23 protein-coding genes are annotated in these 23,733 nt (G+C 62.3%); 13 read left to right on the top strand and 10 right to left on the bottom strand.

What is annotated here, in order from left to right:
- Window positions 1-198: 198 nt before the first annotated feature.
- The 3 genes from uvrA to ASD83_RS02390 all read right to left on the bottom strand — a co-directional run bounded on the left by uvrA (window position 199) and on the right by ASD83_RS02390 (window position 4,587).
- Window positions 199-3,093, bottom strand: coding sequence for an excinuclease ABC subunit UvrA (uvrA, locus tag ASD83_RS02380; RefSeq protein WP_056307589.1), 2,895 nt, complete (start codon window positions 3,091-3,093; stop codon window positions 199-201).
- Between the two features lie 213 nt (window positions 3,094-3,306).
- Window positions 3,307-3,951, bottom strand: a complete 645-nt coding sequence (locus tag ASD83_RS02385) for a LysE family translocator (protein ID WP_056307590.1) — start codon at window positions 3,949-3,951, stop codon at window positions 3,307-3,309.
- Between the two features lie 255 nt (window positions 3,952-4,206).
- Window positions 4,207-4,587 (bottom strand): rhodanese-like domain-containing protein, encoded by a 381-nt coding sequence (locus ASD83_RS02390; protein WP_056307592.1) that lies wholly within the window; start codon window positions 4,585-4,587, stop codon window positions 4,207-4,209.
- 307 nt (window positions 4,588-4,894) lie between these two features.
- Here ASD83_RS02390 and ssb point away from each other — a divergent pair, with 307 nt between their 5' ends.
- On the top strand, window positions 4,895-5,410 hold the full coding sequence (gene ssb, locus ASD83_RS02395; protein ID WP_056307594.1) for a single-stranded DNA-binding protein: 516 nt from the start codon (window positions 4,895-4,897) through the stop codon (window positions 5,408-5,410).
- Window positions 5,411-5,454: 44 nt separating this feature from the next.
- Here the strand turns inward: ssb and ASD83_RS02400 are convergent, their stop codons facing one another.
- The 5 genes from ASD83_RS02400 to ASD83_RS02420 form a co-directional block, all read right to left on the bottom strand.
- Window positions 5,455-5,871 carry a YbaN family protein gene (locus ASD83_RS02400; RefSeq protein WP_056307596.1) on the bottom strand — a complete coding sequence of 139 codons (417 nt, stop codon included), beginning with the start codon at window positions 5,869-5,871 and terminating at the stop codon, window positions 5,455-5,457.
- The gene (gene dtd / locus ASD83_RS02405; RefSeq protein ID WP_056307598.1) at window positions 5,868-6,308 is read right to left on the bottom strand and encodes a D-aminoacyl-tRNA deacylase; all 441 of its coding nucleotides are present in this window, start codon (window positions 6,306-6,308) and stop codon (window positions 5,868-5,870) included. The genes ASD83_RS02400 and dtd overlap by 4 nt, the downstream gene beginning before the upstream one ends.
- Before the next feature lie 163 nt (window positions 6,309-6,471).
- Window positions 6,472-6,999, bottom strand: coding sequence for a hypothetical protein (locus ASD83_RS02410; RefSeq protein ID WP_056307600.1), 528 nt, complete (start codon window positions 6,997-6,999; stop codon window positions 6,472-6,474).
- Window positions 7,000-7,843: 844 nt separating this feature from the next.
- On the bottom strand, window positions 7,844-10,243 hold the full coding sequence (locus ASD83_RS02415; RefSeq protein ID WP_056307602.1) for an efflux RND transporter permease subunit: 2,400 nt from the start codon (window positions 10,241-10,243) through the stop codon (window positions 7,844-7,846).
- A 264-nt stretch (window positions 10,244-10,507) separates the two neighbouring features.
- The gene (locus tag ASD83_RS02420) at window positions 10,508-11,389 is read right to left on the bottom strand and encodes an SDR family oxidoreductase (RefSeq protein ID WP_056307604.1); all 882 of its coding nucleotides are present in this window, start codon (window positions 11,387-11,389) and stop codon (window positions 10,508-10,510) included.
- Between the two features lie 152 nt (window positions 11,390-11,541).
- Here ASD83_RS02420 and ASD83_RS02425 point away from each other — a divergent pair, with 152 nt between their 5' ends.
- Window positions 11,542-11,949, top strand: a complete 408-nt coding sequence (locus ASD83_RS02425) for a winged helix-turn-helix transcriptional regulator (protein ID WP_413813477.1) — start codon at window positions 11,542-11,544, stop codon at window positions 11,947-11,949.
- Between the two features lie 5 nt (window positions 11,950-11,954).
- Here ASD83_RS02425 and ASD83_RS02430 read toward each other — a convergent pair whose 3' ends face one another.
- Together ASD83_RS02430 and ASD83_RS02435 are read right to left on the bottom strand one after the other, a co-directional pair.
- Window positions 11,955-12,434 (bottom strand): SRPBCC family protein, encoded by a 480-nt coding sequence (locus ASD83_RS02430; protein ID WP_056307606.1) that lies wholly within the window; start codon window positions 12,432-12,434, stop codon window positions 11,955-11,957.
- Window positions 12,431-12,778 (bottom strand): ArsR/SmtB family transcription factor, encoded by a 348-nt coding sequence (locus ASD83_RS02435; RefSeq protein WP_056307608.1) that lies wholly within the window; start codon window positions 12,776-12,778, stop codon window positions 12,431-12,433. The genes ASD83_RS02430 and ASD83_RS02435 overlap by 4 nt, the downstream gene beginning before the upstream one ends.
- Before the next feature lie 104 nt (window positions 12,779-12,882).
- Here ASD83_RS02435 and ASD83_RS02440 point away from each other — a divergent pair, with 104 nt between their 5' ends.
- The 11 genes from ASD83_RS02440 (at window position 12,883) to ASD83_RS21090 (ending at window position 23,642) form a co-directional block, all read left to right on the top strand.
- Window positions 12,883-14,058: a lipase family protein gene (locus ASD83_RS02440; protein ID WP_162249114.1), complete on the top strand. Its 1,176-nt coding sequence runs from the start codon at window positions 12,883-12,885 to the stop codon at window positions 14,056-14,058.
- A gap of 131 nt (window positions 14,059-14,189) precedes the next feature.
- Complete coding sequence (gene gyrA, locus ASD83_RS02445; protein WP_156385856.1) at window positions 14,190-16,913, top strand: DNA gyrase subunit A; 2,724 nt, start codon at window positions 14,190-14,192, stop codon at window positions 16,911-16,913.
- A gap of 135 nt (window positions 16,914-17,048) precedes the next feature.
- Window positions 17,049-17,666, top strand: coding sequence for a LysE family translocator (locus tag ASD83_RS02450; protein ID WP_056307612.1), 618 nt, complete (start codon window positions 17,049-17,051; stop codon window positions 17,664-17,666).
- Window positions 17,666-18,160: a GNAT family N-acetyltransferase gene (locus ASD83_RS02455; RefSeq protein ID WP_056307614.1), complete on the top strand. Its 495-nt coding sequence runs from the start codon at window positions 17,666-17,668 to the stop codon at window positions 18,158-18,160. The genes ASD83_RS02450 and ASD83_RS02455 overlap by 1 nt, the downstream gene beginning before the upstream one ends.
- Before the next feature lie 50 nt (window positions 18,161-18,210).
- Complete coding sequence (locus ASD83_RS02460) at window positions 18,211-19,416, top strand: MFS transporter (RefSeq protein WP_056307616.1); 1,206 nt, start codon at window positions 18,211-18,213, stop codon at window positions 19,414-19,416.
- A gap of 33 nt (window positions 19,417-19,449) precedes the next feature.
- Complete coding sequence (gene coaD / locus ASD83_RS02465; RefSeq protein ID WP_056307619.1) at window positions 19,450-19,944, top strand: pantetheine-phosphate adenylyltransferase; 495 nt, start codon at window positions 19,450-19,452, stop codon at window positions 19,942-19,944.
- The gene (locus ASD83_RS02470; RefSeq protein ID WP_056309801.1) at window positions 19,944-20,528 is read left to right on the top strand and encodes a peptidylprolyl isomerase; all 585 of its coding nucleotides are present in this window, start codon (window positions 19,944-19,946) and stop codon (window positions 20,526-20,528) included. Before coaD ends, ASD83_RS02470 begins: the two co-directional genes overlap by 1 nt.
- A 227-nt stretch (window positions 20,529-20,755) precedes the next feature.
- A complete protein-coding gene (locus ASD83_RS02475; RefSeq protein WP_056307621.1) occupies window positions 20,756-21,268 on the top strand; it encodes a peptidylprolyl isomerase in 513 nt (170 codons plus the stop codon).
- A gap of 138 nt (window positions 21,269-21,406) precedes the next feature.
- The gene (locus ASD83_RS02480) at window positions 21,407-21,856 is read left to right on the top strand and encodes a DMT family transporter (RefSeq protein ID WP_156385703.1); all 450 of its coding nucleotides are present in this window, start codon (window positions 21,407-21,409) and stop codon (window positions 21,854-21,856) included.
- Window positions 21,857-21,936: 80 nt separating this feature from the next.
- A complete protein-coding gene (gene queA, locus ASD83_RS02485) occupies window positions 21,937-23,019 on the top strand; it encodes a tRNA preQ1(34) S-adenosylmethionine ribosyltransferase-isomerase QueA (protein WP_056307623.1) in 1,083 nt (360 codons plus the stop codon).
- Window positions 23,016-23,642: an exopolysaccharide biosynthesis protein gene (locus ASD83_RS21090; RefSeq protein ID WP_056307625.1), complete on the top strand. Its 627-nt coding sequence runs from the start codon at window positions 23,016-23,018 to the stop codon at window positions 23,640-23,642. The genes queA and ASD83_RS21090 overlap by 4 nt, the downstream gene beginning before the upstream one ends.
- The last annotated feature ends 91 nt before the right edge of the window (window positions 23,643-23,733 follow it).

Consider the following 23,733-nt stretch of genomic DNA (forward strand, 5'->3'; position numbering starts at 1 on the left):
TTCCGGACAAATCGGCGGGATCTGTGGCGTGGGGGAATAGGGTGTGGGTCGGGTAGCAGACTGTTACCGTTGAGTGTCCCGCTTAGGGGAATGCGTTATCCGGGGGCGTGGGAACACCCCCACCCATCCTCCCCCATCAAGGGGGAGGTGTTGCACCGGGTTTGTGAGAGGCTTTGGGGCCAACCGAGAGCGGGTGGCCTACTCCGCCGCTCTCGTCGTGTAGTGCGGTCTGCGGTCCATGACTTCCTTGAGGAAGTGGCCGGTGTGGGAGCGGGTGTTGGAGGCGACTTCTTCGGGGGTGCCAATGGCGACCACTTCGCCGCCGCCGTCGCCGCCTTCGGGGCCCATGTCGATGATCCAGTCGGCGGTCTTGATGACTTCGAGATTGTGCTCGATGACGATGACGGAGTTGCCGCCTTCGACGAGTTCGTGGAGCACTTCGAGAAGTTTCGCCACATCGTGGAAGTGAAGACCGGTGGTTGGCTCGTCGAGCATGTAGAGCGTGCGGCCGGTGGCGCGCTTGGAAAGCTCCTTGGAGAGTTTTACGCGCTGGGCCTCGCCGCCTGACAACGTGGTCGCCGGCTGGCCGACTTTGACATATCCGAGGCCGACGCGCTGGAGGGTGGCGAACTTGTCGCGGATGACCGGAACGGCCGAGAAGAACTCGACGCCTTCATCGATGGTCATGTCGAGGACGTCCGAGATCGACTTGCCCTTGAACTGGACTTCCAGCGTTTCGCGATTGTAGCGCTTGCCCTTGCAGACGTCGCAGGTGACGTAGACATCGGGCAGGAAGTGCATTTCGATCTTGAGGACGCCATCGCCCTCGCACTTCTCGCAGCGACCACCCTTGACGTTGAAGGAGAAACGGCCCGGCCCATAACCGCGCGCTTTCGCTTCGGGGAGGCCCGAGAACCATTCGCGCAGGGGCGTGAAGGCGCCGGTATAGGTGGCCGGATTGGATCGCGGGGTACGGCCAATGGGCGACTGGTCGATGTCGATGACCTTGTCGAGGAATTCGAGGCCGGTGAGCGATTCATGCGGGGCAGGGACCACGCGGGCGCCGTTCAGGCGGCGGGCGATGGCCTGGTACATGGTGTCGATCATCAGGGTCGACTTGCCGCCGCCGGAAACGCCGGTGATGGCGACGAAGAGACCGAGCGGCACATCGACCGAAACGTTCTTGAGATTGTTGCCGGTCGCGCCTTTGATCGAGAGAGCCTTGCCCTTCTTGCCCTGGCGGCGCTCGGCCGGAATGGGAATGCCCATGCGGCCCGAGAGATATTTGCCGGTGAGGGAATCGGGGTGATTGAGAATGTCCTCGGGTGAGCCTTCGGCGACGATATTGCCGCCGTGGATGCCGGCACCGGGGCCGATGTCGAGGACATAGTCGGCGGTCAGGATCGCGTCTTCGTCGTGTTCAACGACGATGACGGTATTGCCGAGGTCGCGGAGGCGACGCAGGGTATCGAGGAGGCGCGCATTATCGCGCTGGTGAAGGCCGATGGAGGGCTCGTCGAGCACATAGAGCACGCCGGTGAGGCCCGAGCCGATCTGGCTGGCGAGGCGAATGCGCTGGCTTTCACCGCCCGACAGGGTGCCGGAATTGCGCGACATGGAGAGATATTCAAGGCCCACATCGTTGAGGAAGTTCAGGCGCTCGCGGATTTCCTTGAGGATGCGCTCGCCGATCTGGCTCTGGGTCGGCGAGAGCTTGTCGGACAGATCGACAAACCACTGCGAGGCGACCTTGATCGACATTTCGCTGACCTTGCCGATGTGGAGGCCATCGATCTTCACCGCCAGCGTTTCGGGCTTCAAGCGATAACCGCCGCAGGCCACGCACGGCTTGGCCGACATGTACTTTTCGATCTCTTCGCGCATGCCGGCGCTTTCGGTTTCCTTGTAGCGGCGCTCAAGGTTGCCGATGACGCCTTCGAAAACCTTTGAGGTCTTGTACTGGCGCAGGCCATCGTCATAGACGAAATCGATCTTGGTCTTGTCGGTGCCATAGAGAACGGCGTGCTGCACGTCGAAAGGCAGCTCGTTCCAGGCGGTGCCGGTAGAGGCGCCGTAATGTTTTACGACGGCTTGCAGGGTCTGCTGGTAATAAGGCGCTGACGTTTTCGACCAGGGCAAGATGGCGCCGTCGCGCAGCGACAGGCTCGCGTCGGGGACGATCTGATCGGGATCGATCTTCTGTTCGGTGCCGAGGCCATCGCAGACCGGACAGGCGCCGAAGGGATTGTTGAACGAGAAAAGGCGCGGCTCGATTTCGGCAATGGTGAAGCCGGAAACCGGGCAGGCGAATTTTTCCGAGAAGGTGATCTGGCGGGCGGTGCCGTCTTCGTTCTTTTCGTCGGCAAATTCGACGAGGGCGATACCTTCGGCCAGCTTTAGCGCTGTTTCAAAACTTTCGGCGAGGCGGCCGGCAATATCCTTCGACACGACGACGCGATCGACCACGACTTCGATGTCGTGCTTGAACTTTTTGTCGAGCGCCGGAGCGTCTTCGATTTCGTGATATTCGCCGTCGATCTTCACGCGCTGAAAGCCTTTGCGCATCAGATCGCCGAGTTCCTTCTTGTACTCGCCCTTGCGGCCGCGCGCGATGGGGGCCAGCAGATAGAGGCGGGTGCCTTCGGGCAGTTCCAGAGTGCGATCGACCATCTGGCTGACGGTCTGGCTCTCGATGGGCAGACCCGTGGCCGGGGAATAGGGAATGCCGACGCGCGCGAACAGTAGGCGCAGGTAATCGTAAATCTCGGTGACCGTGCCAACCGTAGAGCGCGGGTTACGCGAGGTGGTTTTCTGCTCAATGGAAATGGCGGGCGAGAGGCCTTCGATGTGTTCGACATCGGGCTTCTGCATCATTTCGAGGAACTGGCGCGCGTAAGCCGAGAGCGACTCCACATAGCGGCGCTGACCTTCGGCATAGATGGTGTCGAACGCCAGGGACGATTTGCCCGAACCCGAGAGCCCGGTCATGACGATGAGGCTGTCGCGCGGCAGCTTGACGTCGATGCCCTTCAAATTGTGCTCGCGGGCACCGCGGACGATGATTTCGCGGTTTTGGCTGGGCGTAGGCTTCATTGTTCACGTCCGTGGCTTGTCGCGCCGATGAAAGGCACAGCAGCAATGGGGTCAAGGGGGGCTGAAGAGCCCATGAGATAGGCGTTGCTCGGCCCAACCGCAAGCGCCGGCCATGCATGGCTCACCAGCGTCATTGTAACCTTAGCGTGTCCGGAAGGGCTTTCAAAAACACCTTTGTTGCTCATGAACATTTGCAGAACATTTTAAATTCAGTCAAGTGGCTGATGACATGGTCAGACCATGCCAGGCGGTGAAAAGGGCGACGATGACGAAGAGCGCGCCGGCGCTGCGGCCGATCCAGATGGTGGCGGACGGGTTGCCGACAAGCGCATCGCGGCCACGGCCCGCGGCGAGGGCGAGCGCGCCATAGACGACGCCTTGCATGAGTACGGTGATGACGCCGAGGGCCAGGGCCTGGCTCCAGGCCGGGCCGAATTCGGGGCGCACGAACTGGGGGAAGACGGCGAGGACGAAAAGATAGGCTTTTGGATTGAGGAGGCACGTGATGGTGCCCTGGCGGAAGGCGGCCCATTCGGTGCGCGTGGTGGCGCGGCCGATGCCGGAGACGGTGATCGAACTGCGCAGAAGCGTGTAGCCGATCCAGGCCATATAGGCCGCGCCGGCCAGCACCATGGCCTGAAACAGCATGGTCGGCAGCTGGGAGAGGACGCCGACGGCCACTGTGCCGAAGAGGGTGTGGACGGCGCCGCCGAGCATGACGCCGCCCAAGGCGGCAAAGCCCAGGCGCCGGCCGCCGGTCAGGGCATTGGCGAGGATATAAAACATGTCCATGCCCGGCACGACGATGATGCCGAAGACGAGGAGCGTATAGAGCCAGAGCGCCTGTGCGTAATCCATGGTGGTTCCCGAGTGTGGGAATGGCAATGGACGAGGGCTGCTGACAGGGGGAGTCAGGAGTGATGGTGGGGGCGGCCGGGGAGCCGGGAAATTAGAACGGCGGACGTGGGGTGTTCGCCCTTCCACCGGCTGTCACCCCGGGCCTGACCCGGGGGCCATCTTGGGATCTCAGGATGGGCCCCGGCCTTCGCCGGGGTGACAATCGAGGGTGGCGGCAGAGGGGGTAAGTTGCGCTGGGGTGGGCGTAGAGGGGCCCTAGACTTTTTCGACGTCGCCGCCGGCGTCGACCCAATCTTTGAAGCCGCCGAGATTGTAGACGTTTTTATAGCCCATCTGATGCAGGGTTACGCCGCTGAGGGCGGAGCGGCCGCCGGAGGCGCAGTGGAGGATCACCGGGCGATCGGCGCTGAGATTGGCGTCGTGATATTGCGAAGTGGGATCGGCGCGGAATTCGAGCATGCCGCGGGGGATGTTGACCGAGCCGGGGATCTTGCCCTGGGCGGCCAATTCGGCGGAATCGCGCACATCGACGATGACGGCGTTTTGTTCGCGGACCATGCGCTTGGCTTCGTCGGCGGAAATCCTGGGCACTTCACCATTGGCTGCGGCGAGCATGTCTTTGACATTGGCGGGCATAGCGGCACCTCCTTGATTTATGGGCGGAGCTTACGCCTGGGGAGCGCCGGAAGCGAGGCCGGCTTGGCTATTTGTGATCGGGGCGGGCAGGGAGCGGGTTCACCTCTCGGATGGGTTCTTGACACTGGGCTCACAAGAACATAAAGAGAACATGTAAGGAAGTGTTTACAATTCGGAACAGGCTCGCTTTATGCTGCGCGTCACTGTGGAGGGGCGCCGCGTTTCGGGCGGCAAAGCCTGAGCCACACACGAGAGCGTCCCGCGACCGCAACAGACCGGGACTGAATTTTTTTAAAGGACAGGCGCCATGGCAGGCAGCGTGAACAAGGTCATTCTGGTTGGCAATCTGGGCAATGAGCCCGAGGTGCGCAACCTCCCCAGCGGCGGCAAGGTGGTGAACCTTTCGGTGGCGACATCGGAACGCTGGCGCGATCGCAATACCGGTGAACAGCGCGAAAAGACCGAATGGCACCGCGTGGTGATCTTCTCGGAAGGTCTCGCCAAGGTTGCCGAGCAATATCTGCGCAAGGGCAGCAAGGTCTATATCGAAGGCCAGTTGCAGACCCGCAAATGGCAGGACCAGTCCGGCGCGGACAAATATTCGACCGAAATCGTGCTGCAGGGTTTTAATGCCTCGATGGTGCTGCTCGATGGCCGCGGCGAAGGCGGCGGCGACAGCGCGGGCGGCGGCTTCCGGGGCAATGACGAGGGCGGTTTCCGCGGCGTCAGCAATAATGCAGGCGGGGGTGGCGGGGCGCGCCGTCCTTCATCCAATGCGCCGGCGTTCGAATCCGGCGGGCTCGACGACGACATTCCGTTCTGAGTTTTTTGAGTTACCGAGGGCCGCTGCTGCGGCCCTTTTCTTTTTCAGGCGGTCTCTTGGCTGCGGGGGGCCGAGGGGCGGGAGAGGACATACCAGGCGCAGCCGCCCATGATGGCGGCGACGAGGAGGAAGAGCCACCAGGCGGGGTGGACGGCGAACAGGAAAATAAGAAAACCGGCGGCCATGCCGGTGCAGGCCATGAGTTTGGCGCGCGGGGAAATGACGCCGTGCCGGCGCCAATTGACGATGGTCGGGCCGAGCGTGGCATGGCCGAGCAGCCAGCTTTCGAGGCGCCGTGAGGATTTCGAAAAGCACCAGGCGGCGAGAATGAGGAAGATCGTCGTCGGCATCAGCGGCACGAAGATGCCGATAATGCCGGTGATCAGCAGGAGGAGGCCGAGGACAAGATAGAGAAAGCGAACCAGCCGGTTGCGGGCGAGGGGCGATTGCGGCTCGCTCATTGGTCGGTATCCAGCCAGATGGTGACCGGCCCGTCATTGACGAGCGCAACCTTCATGTCGGCGCCGAAGATGCCATTGGCGACGGGCAGGCCAGTGGCGGCGAGGGCGGCGGAGAATTTTTCGTAGAGATCGCGGCCACGTTCGGGCGGCGCCGCGCGGGAAAAGCCGGGGCGATTGCCCTTGGTATCGGCGGCGAGAGTGAACTGGCTGACGACGAGGGCCGAGCCGCCGATGTCGAGGACGGAACGGTTCATCCTGCCGTCTGCGTCGTTGAAAATGCGCAGTTTTGCGATTTTCTGGGCCAGCCACGGGGCGAGGTCGTCGGTGTCGCCCTCCATGGCGCAGACGAGCACGAGAAGACCGGAGCCGATCTGGCCGGTGATCGCGCTATCGACGGTGACGGAGGCGGATTGAACGCGCTGGACGAGGGCTCGCATGGCTCTCCTTTAGCGGTCAATCATTGAGTTTTGTAGTCATAAAATGATGGCAGGGCTCTTGGGGTGAGCCGGGGTGCTGGGCGCGCGGAGGTTTGAGCGACAAGGGTCTGCCGAAGCGAAAAAGGCGGCCAGGGGCCGCCTTTTGAGAGGTAGTCTGCGCGACTTAGCGTGCGAACGGGACGTCGGCGCGGAGGCTGTCGCCGGATTCGACGTAGACGACTTCGAAGGCCACGCTGATGGCGTCGCCGTTGAGGGCGATCTGGGCGGAGATGTTCATCTCCTTGCCCTCTTCGTCGGGGGTGCGGTCCTTGAGATTGAAGACAAGGCCGCCACCGCGCTTCTGGCCGACGGCGATGCCGCTAAAAGTGGCGTTGGAGGTCATGGCCGCTTCGTAGCGCCTGGCGGCGTCGACATAGGCGATGGTGCCGGCGACGGACAGATTGGTGCCCGCGAGGGTGCAGCGGCCGGAGTAATTGACCTTGTCGGAATTGCCCTGGGTCAGCGACAGGCGGCAGACGACGGATTCGGTCGAGGCGCCGACCAGCGTGCCGCGGCCCCGCCATTCACCGATATAGGATTTGAGAAGGGTAACCTCGGCGGGGCCGGCGAAAGCAGGCGCCGCGGTGAAGCCGGCCGAGAGAAGGAGACCTGCCAGTGCTGCGGCACGGGTCAGGGGTCCGAGAAAGGTCATAGTGCAAAGCCTCCGAATGTCACACCAAGCCCCCGGCTGGTTATCGACGTTGAATATCAAATCTCGCCAGATTCGGCGTCGTGTTTTCGTTATGCCATCCACGCTTGGTCCGGAAACCTGGGCTCAGGCAGTGAGGTGTAGTTTTTCGGCGCGGAGTTGTGATGTCCTCCGACTGGACGGCCCAACTGTAGTGCGCAGGTTCAGATGGCAATCGGAACCTTGCGGAACTGGCCCGGGCCTGTTCGCATAAGTGTTTGATGTTTAAAGTTTTTGTTAGTTTTGGCAGCGACATCGGGAATAAGCAGCGCGCAACTTCAAATGGCATCGTGTGCCATACCACGCCCTCCCGGAGTGGTTGGCGGCTGTCGAAGGCTCACCTTGCACCATCTTCTAAATGCGCATAAAATCAAAGGGATAAAGCTCATCTAGCTGGTCAAGCGTTGTGACTTCGGCCCTTGTTCTGGGAATTGTCTTCCCAGAACCAAAACTAGGCGCCAGAGGTGTAGAATATCATCCAACGCATTGATTTTTCTTGCGTAATCATGAGCCAGCCAGCCGAGTTGGGCTCACTGACCGGGAAATATGCCCGGCGGGGTCTCAGCTGGCCGGCTTAGGCCGAAAACCGGGGTCGCCAGCCTCTTTTTGTCGCTAGCGAGCTGCCGCTTTCTTCCAATTGCAATGCTATTTCTGCTGCCATCTGAAGTTGCGCGCGTTGCCATCTGAAGTTTCGCATTACACCAACTACCTGCTGCTTGTCGTCCCCAACTCTGCCTTGATATCTCAAGATGGGCCCCGGCCTTCGCCGGGGTGACAATCGAGCTTGGGGAGACGAAGGGAAGAAGTCTCACGCAGTTTTGGGGTCGGGCGCCTCGCCTTCGGTGCCGCCTTCGCGGGTGATGGTGTCGCCCATGGGGTCGTCGGGGGTGGCGTCGTGGTCGGCGGTGCGGACGCGGATATTGCCGAGTTTGTGGAAGAATTTGCCGCCGGCCATGAGCAGGGCAGGCAGGATGAAGAGATCGCCGAGGATGGCCAGCGCCAGGGTGATGACGAAGAGCGAGCCGAAGAGGGCCACCTGCGGCAGTTCGGAGAACATGATGATGGCCGTGCCGGCGCACAGAATGATGGTGGTGGCGACGATGGCTCCGCCGATGCGGAGGAGCGTGTGTTTTACCGCGTCTTCATGGGTTCGGCCTTCCTCGCGTCGGCCGTGTAGGTAGTGCGAGAGGAAATGCACGGTGTCGTCGACGGCGATGCCGAAGGCGATGGTGAGCGCGATCACCGTGGTCAATTGGAGGCCGGCGCCGGAATACCAGAGCCAGGCCTCGGTGCCGAGGATGGGGAAGAGATTGGGGATGGCTGAGGCGAGAGCGACGCGGAAGGACTGGAAGGCAAAGCCGATCAGCCCGAGATTGACGATGACACTGAGGGTCAGGTCGAGTTGCAGGCCGCGCACGATGTCGTCGGTGGCGAAGGTTGTCAGGACGCGGAAACCGCCGACTTCGGCATCGGGAATGCCGGCGGCGGTCAGTTCGTTTTCGACGCGATGGACGAGGTCTTTGAGGACATCGCTATCGATAATGGTGGGCATGAAGCCGGTGACGAGGGCTTGCGAGCCGTCATCGGTAACGAAACGGCGGCGCATGAAGGGACCGACAGCGTCGAGCACCTCGCCGCGGGTGAAGCCGGTATCGGTGTAATTGGTCATGCTCGCGGCGGAGATGACCTTGTTCTCGCCCAGCTCCTTTTCGAGCAGTTCGTGCACGAGCTTGATGCGCTGGAAATCGACCTCGCCGACATCGGGATTGTGCTCGATGAGGGGGACGCGAATGTAGAGCGGGGCGACGCCGCCGACGCCTTCATCGATGTTTTCGGCGGCGGTGAGGGCGGTCGACTCCGTGGCGACGAAATCTTCGAAGGAGAAGCGTGGCTGGATGAGGAAATAGGGGATCAGCAGCAGGAGCGTGGTGACGATGCCGGCAATGGCGATGGGGCGGCCGAAGCGGCTGGCGAGGAACCAGCTGAGGGGCAAGGGTGCGGTAAGGATCATGCTCGACTTGGGCGGGGCCTTGAAGCCGAGGCGCACGGCCAGTTTCAGCAGCAGCGGCTGGAAGGTCATGGTGCAGGCAAAGAGCAGGAACGAGCCCATGGCGCCGGCCATGGAGAATTCGCGCACGCCCTGGCCGGGGGTCAGCGAGAGCGAGGCGAAGCTGACCATGGAAATGAGCATGGTGAGCGCCGTCGCCGGGCCGACGAGTTTTATGGTCGCATCGACCGCCTTGTTAGGCTCCATGCCGTCGCGCCAATAGGCGAGCCAATTGAAGGTGAAAAACATCGACTCGGCAAAGGAGATCACCAGCACCAGCGTCGTGACGATGATGGTGAGGAAGGAGAACGAGCCGAAGAATAGGAGGATGATGCCCATGGACCACATGACCGCAAGGAACGGGGTGGCCGCGACGATCAGCGCGCCGGCGATGGAGCGGAGGGCGAGGAGGGCGATCAGGGAGCCGAGGGCGAAGCCGTAGACGGTGAATTTCACCTGATCGTCCACGGCGGCATTGAGCATTTCTGTGGTCCAGACCGGCGGGCCGGTGATCTCGATGGAGATATCATCGGACTGGAAGGGGGCGATGGTTTCGCGGAGGTTCGCGATCATGGCCTTGGCGCCGCGCTCTTTCACCACGTCCTGATTGGGGAACATGATGAGCACCACGCCATTGAGATCGGGCGTGATCAGATTGCGCATCATGGGATCGTTTTGCTGCAGATCCATCAAGGCGAAGGCGACTTCGTCGGCGGTTTTGAGGCCCTCGGGCACGGCGGGCTCGGAGCCGCCATTGAGCGAGGGTTTTCTCAGGGTGAACGGCGACATGGTGCCGACGGCGAAGTCGTTGAGTTCAAGCTCGAAGGCGAGGCTGCGGACCTGCTCGATGATTTCGGGCTCGGCGAGTTTTTCCGAATTTACGAGGACGTAGAGGTCGTTTTCGAAGGTGCCGAAGGTTTCGGAAAGGTGCTCGTAGGCATCGTAGTAGTGGCCGGAATGGGCGTAGACGCGCAACAGGTCGCCGTCGACATTGGCCTTGGGAATCTGGGTGAAGCAGAGGACCGAAAAGAGCAGGACGCCGAGCGCCATGAGGCGCGGATAGCGGACCGTGGTTAGACCCAGATGCTCAAGCCCGAAGCCGATGGAGCGATCATAGGTGAGGCGGGCGAGGACACGCTTGAACCAGGAAGGAGAAGACACGGGAACCCCGACTCCGCAAATGAGGCGACAATCAGGTGGAATCTCTATGTGTTTCGCCCGGGTGCGTCCAGCGGTCGCAGGGGGCGATGTGTATGGAGCGCGGGGCTGTTGGGTGCCATTTGTGTGGCTTGCCCCGAGTGCGTCATCCCCCTCCGGCTGTCATCCCGGCGAAGGCCGGGATCCATCTTGATATCTCAGGATGGGCCCCGGCCTTCGCCGGGGTGACAATCGAGGTTGGGGAGACTTCAGAGACTAAACGAACAGTTAGAGGCCAAGCGCTGCCTTGTTGGCTGACAGGAAGTCGGCGAACGTGGTGGGTTTGCGGCCGGAATAGCGTTCGACGACGTCGGTGACGACGCCGTGGAAGCCGGTGACGGCGTCGCGCTGAAAGGCGACGAGGGCGGCGGCGAAGCCTTCGGGAATGCCGGCGGCGGCGATGCCCTTGGTGAGGTCGGCGGGCGTCAGGGAGATGACGTCGATCTTCTTGCCGCTGAGCTGGCTGAAGAGTGCGGCGCGTTCGACATTGGTTACGGGAGCCGGGCCGGTGACGTCTTCGATGGTCTTGCCTTCGGCCGAGAGCAGGGCGCCGGCGGCGGTGCGGGCGGTGTCGGCGCGGGTGACATAGGCGGTGCCGCGATCCCCGATCAGGCCGAAGAGCTGGCCCGAGGAGACGACGTGGGCGCCGTCCATCAGGACGTTTTCGGCATACATATGATTGCGCAGGATGGTGAAATCGAGACCGCTGGCGGCGATGGCGACTTCGGTCCAGAAGTGCTCAGGCGCGAGGCCCGCATCGGCATTGGGGCGGGCGGCGGGGGCCGAGGTATAGACGATGTGCTTTACGCCGGCAGTCTTGGCGGCATCGACGATGGCCTGCTGCTGGGTGGCGCGACGGCCGACGGCATCGGTGCTGATGATGAGGAGACGGTCGACGCCGGCAAGGGCGGCGGGCAGGGTCGCGGCATCGTCAAAGTCGAGCTTGCGGACTTCGGCGCCCTTGGCGGCCAGATCCTGGAGCTTGGAGGGGTCACGCGTGCCAGCGATAACCTTGGTGGCGCCGCGGGCCAGCAGCTCTTCGGCCGCGATGCGGCCAAAATTGCCGGAAGCGCCCGATACCAGCAGGGTCGAATTGATGAATTTGCTCATTGTACTCTCCATTCCATGGCGTCGCAGTTCGAACCGACTTGTCCGCCCCATCGGCAGAGAGTAAGTATCGAAAGGAGAGTGCCATCTAGGCGCCCCCGCGGCGGTTGAAAAGGAGGCACTTTTTCGGGTGAAGATTACCTTGAGGTAAGTGCATGCTGGACGGACAGGATATGGCCGCCGTTTATGTCGAACGCTGGAACGCCGCGGCAGGCGCGGGGCCGGACGAACCGTGCCCGGTGCGCAATGTACTCGACAAGATCGGCGACAAGTGGAGCATGCTGCTGGTCATGACTCTCGCAGGCGGACCGCGGCGGTTCAACGAACTGCATCGCGAAGTGCCTGATATTTCCCAGAAGATGCTGACGCAGACGCTGCGCGATCTGCAGCGCGATGGGCTGGTGGGACGGCAGGTTTTCGACACCAAGCCGCCGTCCGTCGAATATCGGCTGACGCCATTGGGGCATTCGCTGATCGTGCCGTTTGGGCAGTTGATCGAATGGGCCAATCGCAGCTTTGACAAGATCGATGCCGCGCGGGTCGCTTACGACACGCGGGATTGAGGCGATCAGAATTTCAGGCGGTCGATGGTCATGGTCCAGCCGGCGAGCATGCCGGAGGACATCCATTCGGCGGTTTGCGGCTCGGTGAGTTGGTCGGGGAGTTCGACGCGGAAAATCATCTGGGTGCCTTCGCCGATCTCGTGAAAGAGGATGCTGACCTGAGGGCCCAGGGCGAGATTGTCGGGGTCGATCTTGGGCCAGCCATCGACGGCACCCCAGGCGTAGACGAGCTTTTTGTCCGGCTCGATCTCGCGAAAAATGCCGCCGGTCATGTAGCGGGTTTCGGTATTGACGATCATTTCCAGCCGCCACGCACCACCGACGCGGAGATCGACCGTGATGGGGAGGTCGCTGGTAAAGCCCGGATTCATGAACCAGCCGAGGTTTTCAGGCGTGGTCCAGGCCGAAAAGACCATGGACGGTGGCGCTTCGAAGGTGCGTGTGAGGGTGAAACCCCGGCCGAGGGAAAAGGTGGGGGCGGTCATGGCTGGTTCTCCTCTTTGGCCTTGGCGGCCATCATGGTTTTGAGCTGCGCATCGAGCGCGTCGAAGCGCTCGGAGAAAAATTCGCGATAGGTGGCGAGCCAGATGTCGGCCTGTTCGAGCGGGGCTGCATTGAGCCGGCACGGGCGGAACTGCGCCGACTTTTCGCGCGTGATGAGGCCGGCAGCCTCGAGCACTTTCAGATGGCGGGAGACCGTGGGCAGCGCGAGCGCGAAGGGCTCGGCCAGTTCGGTGACCGTGGCGGGGCCGGCCGCCAGGCGGGCCAGCATGGCGCGGCGGGTGGGGTCAGCGAGGGCGGCGAATGTTTGGGTCAGGTGATCTTGCATTTTTGTATTTAGCTAATCATGCAAATAAGATGCGCCTCTGGGGTGGGGGAGTCAAGTGGCGCGGGCGGGGGCGGGCTGCTAGGCTCCTGGCGACAGGGGGCGATATGCGTCGATTTTTGATTGTGGGCGTCGGCCTGCTGGTCGTAGTGGCCGGGCTGATTGGCGGGGGCTGGCTTTGGGCGCGGCCGGATCAGCCGGCGGCGTTTTATCGCTCGGCTGTGGCCGAGGGGGCGCCGGGGACTTTGCTGGCGGTCGAGCCCTATGATCTCGATGTGCCGGAGGGCGCGCGGGCATGGCGCATCCTTTATATGACGACGCGGATCGATGGGACACCGGCGGTGGCCAGCGCCGTGGTGATGGTGCCGGAGGCGGCGAATGGGCCGCTGCTGCCGGTTGCCTGGGCGCATGGGACCAATGGTACGGCGCCGGGTTGTGCGCCTTCGGTTGTGGGGCCGTTCAACAATGTGCCGGCGGTTGCCGCGCTATTGGCGGAGGGCTGGGCCTATGTGGGGACCGACTATGTCGGGCTCGGCACCGAGGGCGGGCATGCCTATCTCGTGGGGGAGGATGCGGCGCGGGCGGTGCTCGATTCTGTGCGGGCGGCGGCGCAGATGGTGGAGGCGGATATTTCGCCACGGACGGTCGTCTGGGGGCATTCGCAGGGTGGTCATTCGGCGCTATGGACCGGGATGATTGCGGAACGCTATGCGCCCGATGTCGCGGTGCTCGGGATTGCGGCGCAGGCGCCGGCGAGTGATTTGCCGGCCCTGGTCGAGGGGGCGCAGGATGGGTTGTTCGGGAAGATCGTTTCGAGCTTCCTGCTCTATGCCTATGCGCAGACCTATGACGATGTGCATGTCGAAGACTATGTGAGCGGCTATCGCGGGCCGCTGTTGCGGGACATTGCCGGGCGCTGCGCCGTGGACGCGCGGGCGCTGTTTTCGATGGCGGAACTGGCGCTGATGCCGGGCGATCTGTTTTCGACAATGCCGGAGGGGACGCCGCTCGGCAGGCGGCTTGAGGAGAATATTCCGGTGGGGCCGTTCGATATGCCGGTTTTCATTGCGCAGGGGATGGCAGACGAGATCGTATTGGAGCCGGTGCAGACGGCCTTCGCGGCGCGGCTTTGTGCGGATGGTACGAACCTGATTTACCGGCGCTATGAGGGGCTTGAGCACGTCTCGCTGGTGGCGCCGGATTCGCTTCTGACCGGGGGCCTCATCGACTGGACGCGGGCCCGCTTTGCCGGGGAGGCGAGCGAACCGGATTGCGCGGGATGACGCCACGGCGCTCTCCACAGCCTATTGGGGTGGAAATTGGCCTTTTGAGCCGAAATAGACTACATGTTGGGCAAGAATAACCAACGTAGAATCACAACGTGACAGATACGCCAGAAGGTGCAGCCGGCTCGATGCCAGGCGGCGACATCGCTCCGATCTATATCACCGACGAAATGCGCAAGAGCTACCTCGATTACGCCATGAGCGTGATCGTCAGCCGCGCGCTTCCCGATGTTCGCGACGGTTTGAAGCCCGTGCACCGCCGCATTCTGTTCTCGATGAGCGAGAACGGCTACGAGTACAACAAGCCCTTCCGCAAGTCGGCGCGTGTCGTCGGCGATGTGATCGGTAAATATCACCCGCATGGCGACAGCGCCGTCTATATGGCGCTCGTCCGCATGGCCCAGGAATTTTCCATGGGCGAGATGCTGGTGCAGGGCCAGGGCAACTTCGGTTCGGTCGACGGCGATATGCCGGCGGCCATGCGTTATACCGAAGTGCGCATGCAGAAGATCACGAACTTCATGCTCGATGATCTCGACAAGGACACGGTTGATTTCCGCGACAACTATGACGGTTCGGAACACGAGCCGACCGTCTTGCCGGCGCGCTTTCCGAACATGCTGGTCAATGGCGGCGGCGGCATCGCCGTGGGCATGGCGACCAATATTCCGACGCATAACCTCGCCGAGACGATCAATGCGGCGCTGGCGGTGTTGGACAATCCCAGTGTCACGACCGAAGAGCTGCTCGAGCACCTGCCGGGTCCGGATTTTCCGACCGGCGGCATTATTCTGGGCCGTGCCGGCATCCGGCAGGCCTATGAGACCGGTCGCGGTTCGATCATCGTGCGCGGGCGTTCCACTGTCGAAGAGGTGCGCAAGGAACGCGAAGCCATCGTCATCACCGAGATTCCCTATCAGGTGAACAAGGCTTCCATGGTGGAACGCATCGCCGAATTGGTGCGCGAAAAGCGGATCGAGGGCGTCGCGGATCTGCGCGATGAATCGAGCCGCGAAGGCATGCGCGTCGTTGTCGAGGTCAAGCGCGATGCGCTGCCCGAAGTGGTGCTGAACCAGCTCTACCGGTTCACGGCGCTGCAGTCCTCGTTCGGTTGCAACTTCGTGGCGCTCAATGGCGGCAAGCCGGAGCTGATGAATCTCAAGCAGATTCTCGATGCCTTCATCGCCTTCCGCAAGGAAGTGGTGACGCGTCGCGCCCGGTTCCTTCTGAACAAGGCCAGAGATCGCGCCCATATCCTGGTTGGTCTGGCTGTTGCGGTGGCCAATATCGACGAAGTTATCGCGCTCATTCGCACCGCGCCCGATCCGGCGACGGCGCGCGAGCAATTGATGACACGCCGTTGGCCGGCTGCTGATGTGGCGCCGCTGATTGCGCTGATCGATGATCCGCGTCACCGCATCAATGAGGACGGCACGTTCAACCTTTCGGAAGAGCAGGCCCGCGCCATTCTCGAACTGCGTCTGGCGCGTCTGACCGCGCTTGGCCGTGATGAAATCGGCGAAGAGCTCAATGGGCTCGGGGCCGAGATCGAGGATTATCTGGATATCCTGCGCTCGATCGACCGCGTGCGGCAGATCATTCGCGAAGAACTCGAAGCGGTGCGCGAGGAGTTTGGCTCGAAGCGCCGGACCGAGATCTCCGATCACGTCGCCGATTTCGACGACGAAGACCTGATCGCCCGCGAAGACATGGTCGTGACCGTCAGCCATGCCGGCTATATCAAGCGCGTGCCGCTTTCGACCTATCGGGCGCAGAACCGCGGCGGCAAGGGCCGTTCGGGCATGTCGACGCGCGAGGAAGATTTCGTGGCGCGGCTATTCGTCGCCAATACGCATACGCCGGTGCTGTTCTTCACCAGCCGCGGCATTGCCTACAAGCTCAAGGTTTGGCGCCTGCCGCTATCGGCGGCCAATGCCAAGGGCAAGGCGATCATCAATATCCTGCCGCTCGAGCAGGGTGAACGCGTCACCTCGATCATGCCGCTGCCAGAGGATGAAACCTCGTGGGGCAATCTCGACATCATGTTCTCAACGACGCGCGGCACCGTGCGCCGCAACTCGCTGGCCGACTTTGTCGAAGTGCGCCAGAACGGCAAGATCGCCATGAAGCTCGATGAAGGCGACGAGATCGTCGGGGTCGAGACGTGTACGGTCAACAATGACCTGCTTCTCACCACGGCTTTGGGTCAGGCGATCCGCTTCAAGGTGGATGATGTGCGCCTGTTCAAGGGCCGCGACTCCATGGGTGTGCGCGGCATTCAGCTGGCCGATGGCGACAAGGTCATTTCCATGGCCGTGATCAACCATTCCGACGCCGACGCCGAACAACGCGCTGCTTATCTCAAGATGAGCCGTGCGGTGCGCGGGGAAGCCGAGAGCGAAGAGCCGAGCACGGACGAGGCCGATGTGGTGGCGGGCGCGCTGAGCCCGGAACTCTATGCCTCTATGAGCGCGACCGAACAGTTCATTCTCGCCATTTCCGAGAATGGCTATGGCAAGCGGACCTCCAGCCACGAATACCGGATCACCGGGCGCGGCGGTAAGGGCATCGTCGCCATGGCGGTCAACAAGCGCAACGGCAATCTGGTCGCGAGCTTCCCGGTGGAAGACGAAGACCAGATCATGCTGATCAGCGATGGCGGCCAGACCATTCGCCTGCCGGTGGGCGGCGACAAGCCGATCCGCATCGTCAGCCGCGGCTCTCAGGGTGTTATCGTGTTCGATACGGCCGAGGACGAGAAGGTCGTGTCGGTGGAGCGCATCAGTGAACCTGAAGGCGAAGAGGGCGAGGGTGATGCGCCTGAGGCTCCGGAAACACCTTCCAGCGAATAATAAATAGAAGGGCGCCTCGGCGCCCTTCTTGTTTTTGGGTGGGTTGCTGACCATACAACCCCTTGCACTTTCTTCCGCGCGATGGCTTGCTTGCTGCCGGTAGGAGTCCATCGCCGGCTCCTGTGAGGAGCTGTCATGATCGACCCCGCAATCATTTTGCCTTACGTTCTGGCCTGCCTGCTGTTTTCCATCATCCCGGGGCCGTCGGTCTCCATCGTCATCGCCAATTCGCTGGCGGGCGGAACGAGGGCAGGGCTCTTCACTATTCTGGGCACTGAATTGGGCATGCTCAGCATGGTGCTCATTGTTGCCGTGGGCCTTGAGGCGGTGATGAATGTCGTTTCGGGCGCCTTCGAAATCATCAAGCTGGTGGGCGCCACCTACCTGATCTGGATCGGCTGGAAAATGTTCCGATCCTCCGGTCAGCTCAATTTCGCCAATGGCGTGCGCCTGCCGATCGGCCGCTATCTCTGGCAGGGGGCGCTGACCAATTGGGCCAATCCCAAGACGCTGCTGTTCCTTAGCGCCTTCCTGCCGCAGTTTGTCGACGTGAGCCGGCCCGCCTTCGGCCAGATCCTGATCCTTGGCCTTATCGTCATGGCCGTCGCGACCGCCAGCGACTGCATCTATGCTGTGGCGGCGGGGCGGGCGCGGCACCTGCTGACCGCGGCCCGTGTGCGGATGGTCAACCGGGTTTCCGGCGTCATTCTGATGGCCGGCGGGGTCTGGCTGGCACTGCAGAAGCGGGCCTGATGGGGCAAGCGACAGGGGACGATCGCGGGGCCGCCGTCGAAATCCATGATCTGCGCGCGGCCATGACGCATCGGTCCGTCGTGGCCGATCGCATCTGGCGCGCATGGTGGGAGCCTTATGGCGAGCCACTTTCGGACGTGGACGCTGCGCTCGATACCGTGCTGTCCGCAACGAAATTTCCATTTACGCTGGTCGCGATCCGGGGTGGCGCGTTTGCCGGGACGGCCACAAGCATCATGGCGGATATCGATGCCCGGCCCGGCCTCGGCCCATGCCTCGCGGCCCTGTGGGTCGAGCCGGAGGCGCGCGGCCACGGGGTGGCGGGAATGCTGATTTCCGCGGTTTTGGAGCTGTTGTCGATCCAAGGGTGTCGACAAGTGTACCTTTCGGCAAAGCCGCATTTGCGGGGCTTTTATGAAAAGAACGACTGGACACTGGTTGAGAGCAATATCGATGGGGACAAGCAGGACGTCTTTGTGCGCGCTTTGACTTGATTTACGAGCCGTGGCAAAGCTTTAGCAACTGACAGAGACCGGGATTGAGAATGAGCAAGGCAAACTACGCCGCGCTGTTGCGTCTGCCGATACCGCGTCGGCTCGCCGCTGCCAGCATTCCGGCGGATTTTGCCGATTGGCTCGACTATGCGGCGGTCGTGGCGCTGGTGGTTTTTGCCTGGGGCCAGGGGCCTTTTGCGCTGGCGATGTTCGCGCTGGCGCTGAGTTTGCCTTACATTCTGGTTGGCCCATTCGTGGCCGTGGTGGTCGATCGGGTGCCGATCCGTGCCGTGCTGGTGGTCAGCAATCTGGGGCGGGGGCTGGCGACGCTGGGCTTTGCCTTTGCCGGCGATACGAGCGTGCTGCTGGCGCTGGTTTTCCTGCGGGGTTGCATTGATTCCGCATTCACGCCGGCGCGGCAGGCGGCGATCCAGGCGAGTACGCCCGAAGAGTTGCGCGGCGTGGCGAACGGGCTGCATCAGGCGATCAACCAGACCTCCAAGATTGCAGGACCGGCTTTGGGCGGATTGTTGCTGGCCTTCTGGCCGGCGCAGAATATTTTCATGCTCAATGCCGGGCTGTCGCTGGTGGCGGCGCTGATTGCGGTGAGCGTGATATTGCCGCCGCGGCCGACCCCGAGCGAGGAGAGGGGCAAATTTTTTACCGAGTCGCTCAAGGGGATCGGTGAATTCAGGCGCAGCCGGCGGTTGATGGTGGCGCTGATCTTTTCGGCCTGCGCCTATTTTGCGTTCTTTCTCTATGACGCGCTGATTGCGCTGTTGGCGGAGGGATTTGGCTTTGGTGCCACAGCGTTTGGCCTCTCCATTTCGGCATCGGGGCTGGGTGGCCTTGTCGGGGCACTGGTGGCCGGGAGCATGGCGGGCAAGCGGCCGATGTTGACCATGTCGCTGGCGGCGGTGATTTCGGGCGTAACGACCTGTGCCGTCGCTCTTGCGGCGGTCATGGGCTGGTCCGTTCAATTGCCGGCATTCCTCCTGGTACTGTGTTTCATGGGCGGGGCGACCGCCTTCATGCAGGTGCCCTATCGCACCATCGTGCAGGCCGATGCGCCGCCCGATCGGATCGCGCGGGTATTTGCCGCGGGCGAAGCGGTGATCACCATGACCATGCTGTCCGCGCCGCTGATCGGCAGCTTCATTGCCAGCCAGTGGGGCACGCCAGTGGCTTTTCTTGCCGGCGGGGCCGTGCTGGTGCTGCTCGGGGCCGTTACGCTTGCCTCACATCGCGGCCCGTGACAAAAACCAAATAAATACAAGAGGGAGGGGCCGATGAACGGTCTGGTTGGGTTTTATCCCGGTTCGTTCGATCCGCTGACCAATGGGCATCTCGACGTGATCGAGCGGGCCTGCAAGCTGGTGGATGTTCTGGTGGTTGGGGTCGGCGTCAGCGCCACCAAGAAAAATCCAATGTTTTCGCATGCCGACCGGCACGCGATTTTGCAGCAGGTGTTGGGGCCGGTTGGCATTCGGACCAATACCGAATTCAGAATTGTCGATTTCTCGGGGCTAATGGTCAATGCGGCGCGCGAGCATGGCGCCAAGCTGATCATTCGGGGCCTCCGCGACACGACCGACTACAATTACGAAATGCAGATGGTGGGGATGAATGCGCAGATGGCGCCCGACCTGCAGACGGTTTTCCTGCCATCGAGCCCGCCCGTGCGGCATATCTCGGCCACATTGGTGCGTCAGATCGCCGAGATGGGTGGTGATATTTCCGCCTTCGTTCCGCCAATCGTCCTCAAGGCCTTGAAAGCATCATGATGACCTTTTCCCGCCGCCTGTTCTCCGGCCTCGCCATTGCCGCCCTTGCCCTCTCCGCCGTGCCGGCGATGGCGCAGACCGGCAAGCCGCATCTGATCCTGACGCTCGAAGACGGCACGGTCGATATCGAACTGCTGCCCGAACTCGCGCCCAAGCATGTCGAGCGCGTCATCGCGCTGACCGAAGCGGGCTCCTATGACGGCGTGGTGTTTCACCGCGTGATCGACGGTTTTATGGCCCAGACGGGCGATGTGCAGTACGGAAAGTCGGATTCGCCTGGTTTCAACCTGGCGCAGGCCGGCATGGGCGGTTCGGACCAGCCTGATGTCCAGGCCGAGTTCAATTCGGAAAGCTTCCAGCGCGGCGTGGTCGGCGCGGCCCGTTCGCAGGACCCGAACTCGTTCAATTCGCAGTTCTTCATCACCACGGGCGATGCCAGCTTCCTTGATGGCCAATATACCGTGTTCGGCAAGGTCGTGTCGGGCATGGAAGCCGTCGATGCGCTCGAAAAGGGTCCGCAGAGCGCCAATGGCGCGGTGGCCAATCCCGACAAGATCGTGGATGCGGCGATCGAATATAAGTAGGGGCGCGCTGGCGTTTGCCGGGTCACCCCCTCCCGGCCTCCCCCATCTATGGGGAGGTGTCGGGCCGGTGTATTGGGCAAGCAACCTGCCCCAAACTCGATACAGCACCTCCCCCTTGATGGGGGAGGCTGGGAGGGGGTGGAGCCACGTGCTCGATCCTCCAACCTTGCACTCCCCGCTCATTAGCCCTAAATCCGGGCCACTTCATTCTCAAGAAAGCGAAAATCATGGCCGATTACGCCGATCCCGAAAACACCCTCGTCATCGAAACCACCAAGGGCAATGTCGTCATCGCGATGCGTCCCGACTTGGCTCCCGGCCATGTCGACCACATCAAGAAGCTGGCCCGCGAAGGCGCATATGATGGCGTGGTGTTTCACCGCGTGATCGACGGCTTTATGGCCCAGACCGGCGACGTCAAGTTCGGCAATTCCACGACGCCCGACTTCAACCCCTCGCGCACCGGCACGGGTGGTTCGCAGTATCCAAACATCAAGCAGGAATTCTCGGCCGAGCCGCACGTTCGCGGCACCGCGTCGATGGCCCGTTCGCAGGATCCCAACAGCGCCAACTCGCAGTTCTTCATCTGCTTTGGCGATGCGCGCTTCCTCGACCGCCAGTATACGGTCTGGGGCAAGGTCATCGAGGGCATGGAATTTGTCGACCAGATCAAGCGCGGCGAGCCCGTCACCGATCCCGACAAGATGGTTTCAGTCAAAGTGGCTGCGGATATCGTCTAAGTCTTTGCTGGCGGCTACGGCCGCCAGCCTTTTGCTCGCCGCGCTGCGAGTGCTGGACCTGAGCGGTCCATCCGGGTGATCCTGACCCGCCGAGACGGCTGATTCCGTGCCTTCGCATTCAGGACCAAGATTTTGAAAATGGATACTCTGCTCTGGGCGCTGATGGGCGTCTTCGCGGGCGCTTGCATTGCCGTGCAGGCGCCGATCAATGCCAGCCTTGGCCGGGCGCTCGAAGTGCCGATTGCGGCGGCGGCTGTGTCGTTTCTCGCCGGCGGCGTGGTGCTCTGGGCGCTGGCGTTTCTCTTCAGCCATCTTAGCGCGACGCCGATCAATTTTGCGGCGCCCGCGCAATGGACGCTGGTGGCCGGCGGGCTGCTGGGGGCGTTTTATGTGTTCTCCAATATTACGCTGACGCCGATGGTGGGCGCGGCGGCGGTGATGGCGCTTTCGGTGGCGGGGCAACTTATGGCGGGGCTGGTGCTCGACAAGGTTGGCTTCATGGGCATGGCGGTGCGCGAGATCACCATGGGCCGCGTCGTTGGAGCGCTGTTGCTGATTGTTGGTGCGGTGATGATCCGGGTGCTTTAGGGCAACTTTGCTGCCTTTTCTCCGTTTCCGCTGGGCCTGCAATCTACGCATTCCGCAGAACTCATGCTAACGAGCCTTCCATGCGTGTTTCCGAATTCGACTTTGAACTGCCCGAAAACCTGATCGCCCTGCATCCGGCCGAGCCACGCGACTCGGCGCGCCTATTGCTGGTGCGTCCGGGCGAAGCGCTGGAAGACCGGCATATTCCGGACTTGTTGGAAATCCTGCAGCCGGGCGATGTGCTTGTCGTCAACGATACGCGGGTTTTGCCGGCGGAACTGCGAGGAACGCGGGTTCGGGGCGAGACGCGGGCCAATGTGTCGTTCAACCTCCACAAGCGGGTCGATGCCCATACCTGGCGCGCCTTTGCGCGGCCGGCGAAGAAGCTGGCGCTGCTCGACGAGCTGGAACTGGGCAATGGAGAGGCCGATGCGCTGAAGGCGCGGGTGGCCGGCAAGGGCGATACGGGCGAAGTGACGCTGGAATTCGCCCTCGGCGGCGCGCGACTCGATGAGGCGATCAAATCGCATGGCGCCATGCCGCTGCCGCCCTATATCGGAGCCAAGCGGGCGGTCGAAGAGCGCGACAAGGTGGATTATCAGACGGTTTATGCCGCCGAGGATGGCGCCGTGGCGGCGCCCACTGCGGGGCTGCATTTCACCGAAAAACTGCTGCAGCAATTGAGCGATCGTGGCGTGACCATGGAGCGCGTGACGCTTCATGTGGGTGCCGGAACGTTTCTGCCGATGAAGGTGGATGACACGGAAGACCATGTCATGCATTCGGAATGGGGCGATATCGACCAGGCGACCGTCGAGCGGATCAATGCCAAGCGGGCGCTGGGCGGGCGAGTGATTGCGGTCGGGACGACGAGTTTGCGGCTATTGGAAACGGCGTCGCGGGCAAGTGGACGGCTGCAGCCTTTCAGCGGCGACACGGATATCTTCATCACGCCGGGGTTCAAGTTCCGGACGGTCGATGTGCTGATGACCAATTTTCATTTACCGAAATCGACGCTTTTCATGCTGGTCAGCGCCTTTTCGGGGCTCGAGCAGATGAAGGCCGCCTATCATCACGCGATATCGAGTGGTTACCGGTTTTATTCCTATGGCGATTCTTCGCTGCTGTTCCGCGCGGGCGGAAACGAGGACGACGCGGCGTGAGCCGGGGCACACCGCCCATCGTTCGCTACACCAATCGGATCGTCCTGGGACTAAGGACTGTTGCTGCCAGCGGCGATGAAAAGCTGACGTTTCGGCGGCTGATCGAGGCGATGGGACCGGGCGCACATCGCCTGCTGATCCTGATGCTGACGCTGCTCAACATGATCCCTGGGCCACCGGGATTTGGCGGAACGATTGCCTGGACGACGTTTGCCGTGGCGCTGGCCATGGTGCTCGGAAAACCTATTCGGCTGCCCGGCATCATCGGCAATCGCAAGCTGCCGGTGACGCCGCTCCTCAAGGCGAGCGAGCAGGTGGTGCGGGTAACGGGGATTATCGCGCGGTTTTCGCGGCCGCGGATGCGATGGCTGACGGGCGCAGCGGCGACGGTTCCCTACGGCATTTTCACCATGGTGCTCAGCGTGGCGATGACGGTGCCGATCCCGTTTATCAACGCGGTGCCCAATGCCGGGCTGTGCGTGCTGGCGTTTTCGATGCTGAACCGGGATGGGGTAGGGGCGGTGATCGGGACGGTGATTTGCCTTGTGGGGTTGGGGATTGAGATCGCGCTGATTTTCGGGGCGGTCAATCTGGGGATGCATGCGGTCGAGGCGGTGTTTTAGGCCCTAGACCTCACCTCCACTCGCGCGACCTCGTGGTTCGAGGCTCCGCTGCGCTCCGCACCTCACCATGAGGTCTCTTGGAGTGGGCAGC

Origin of the sequence: Devosia sp. Root685 (assembly GCF_001427875.1) — a bacterium.
In the GTDB taxonomy this organism is placed as follows: domain Bacteria; phylum Pseudomonadota; class Alphaproteobacteria; order Rhizobiales; family Devosiaceae; genus Devosia.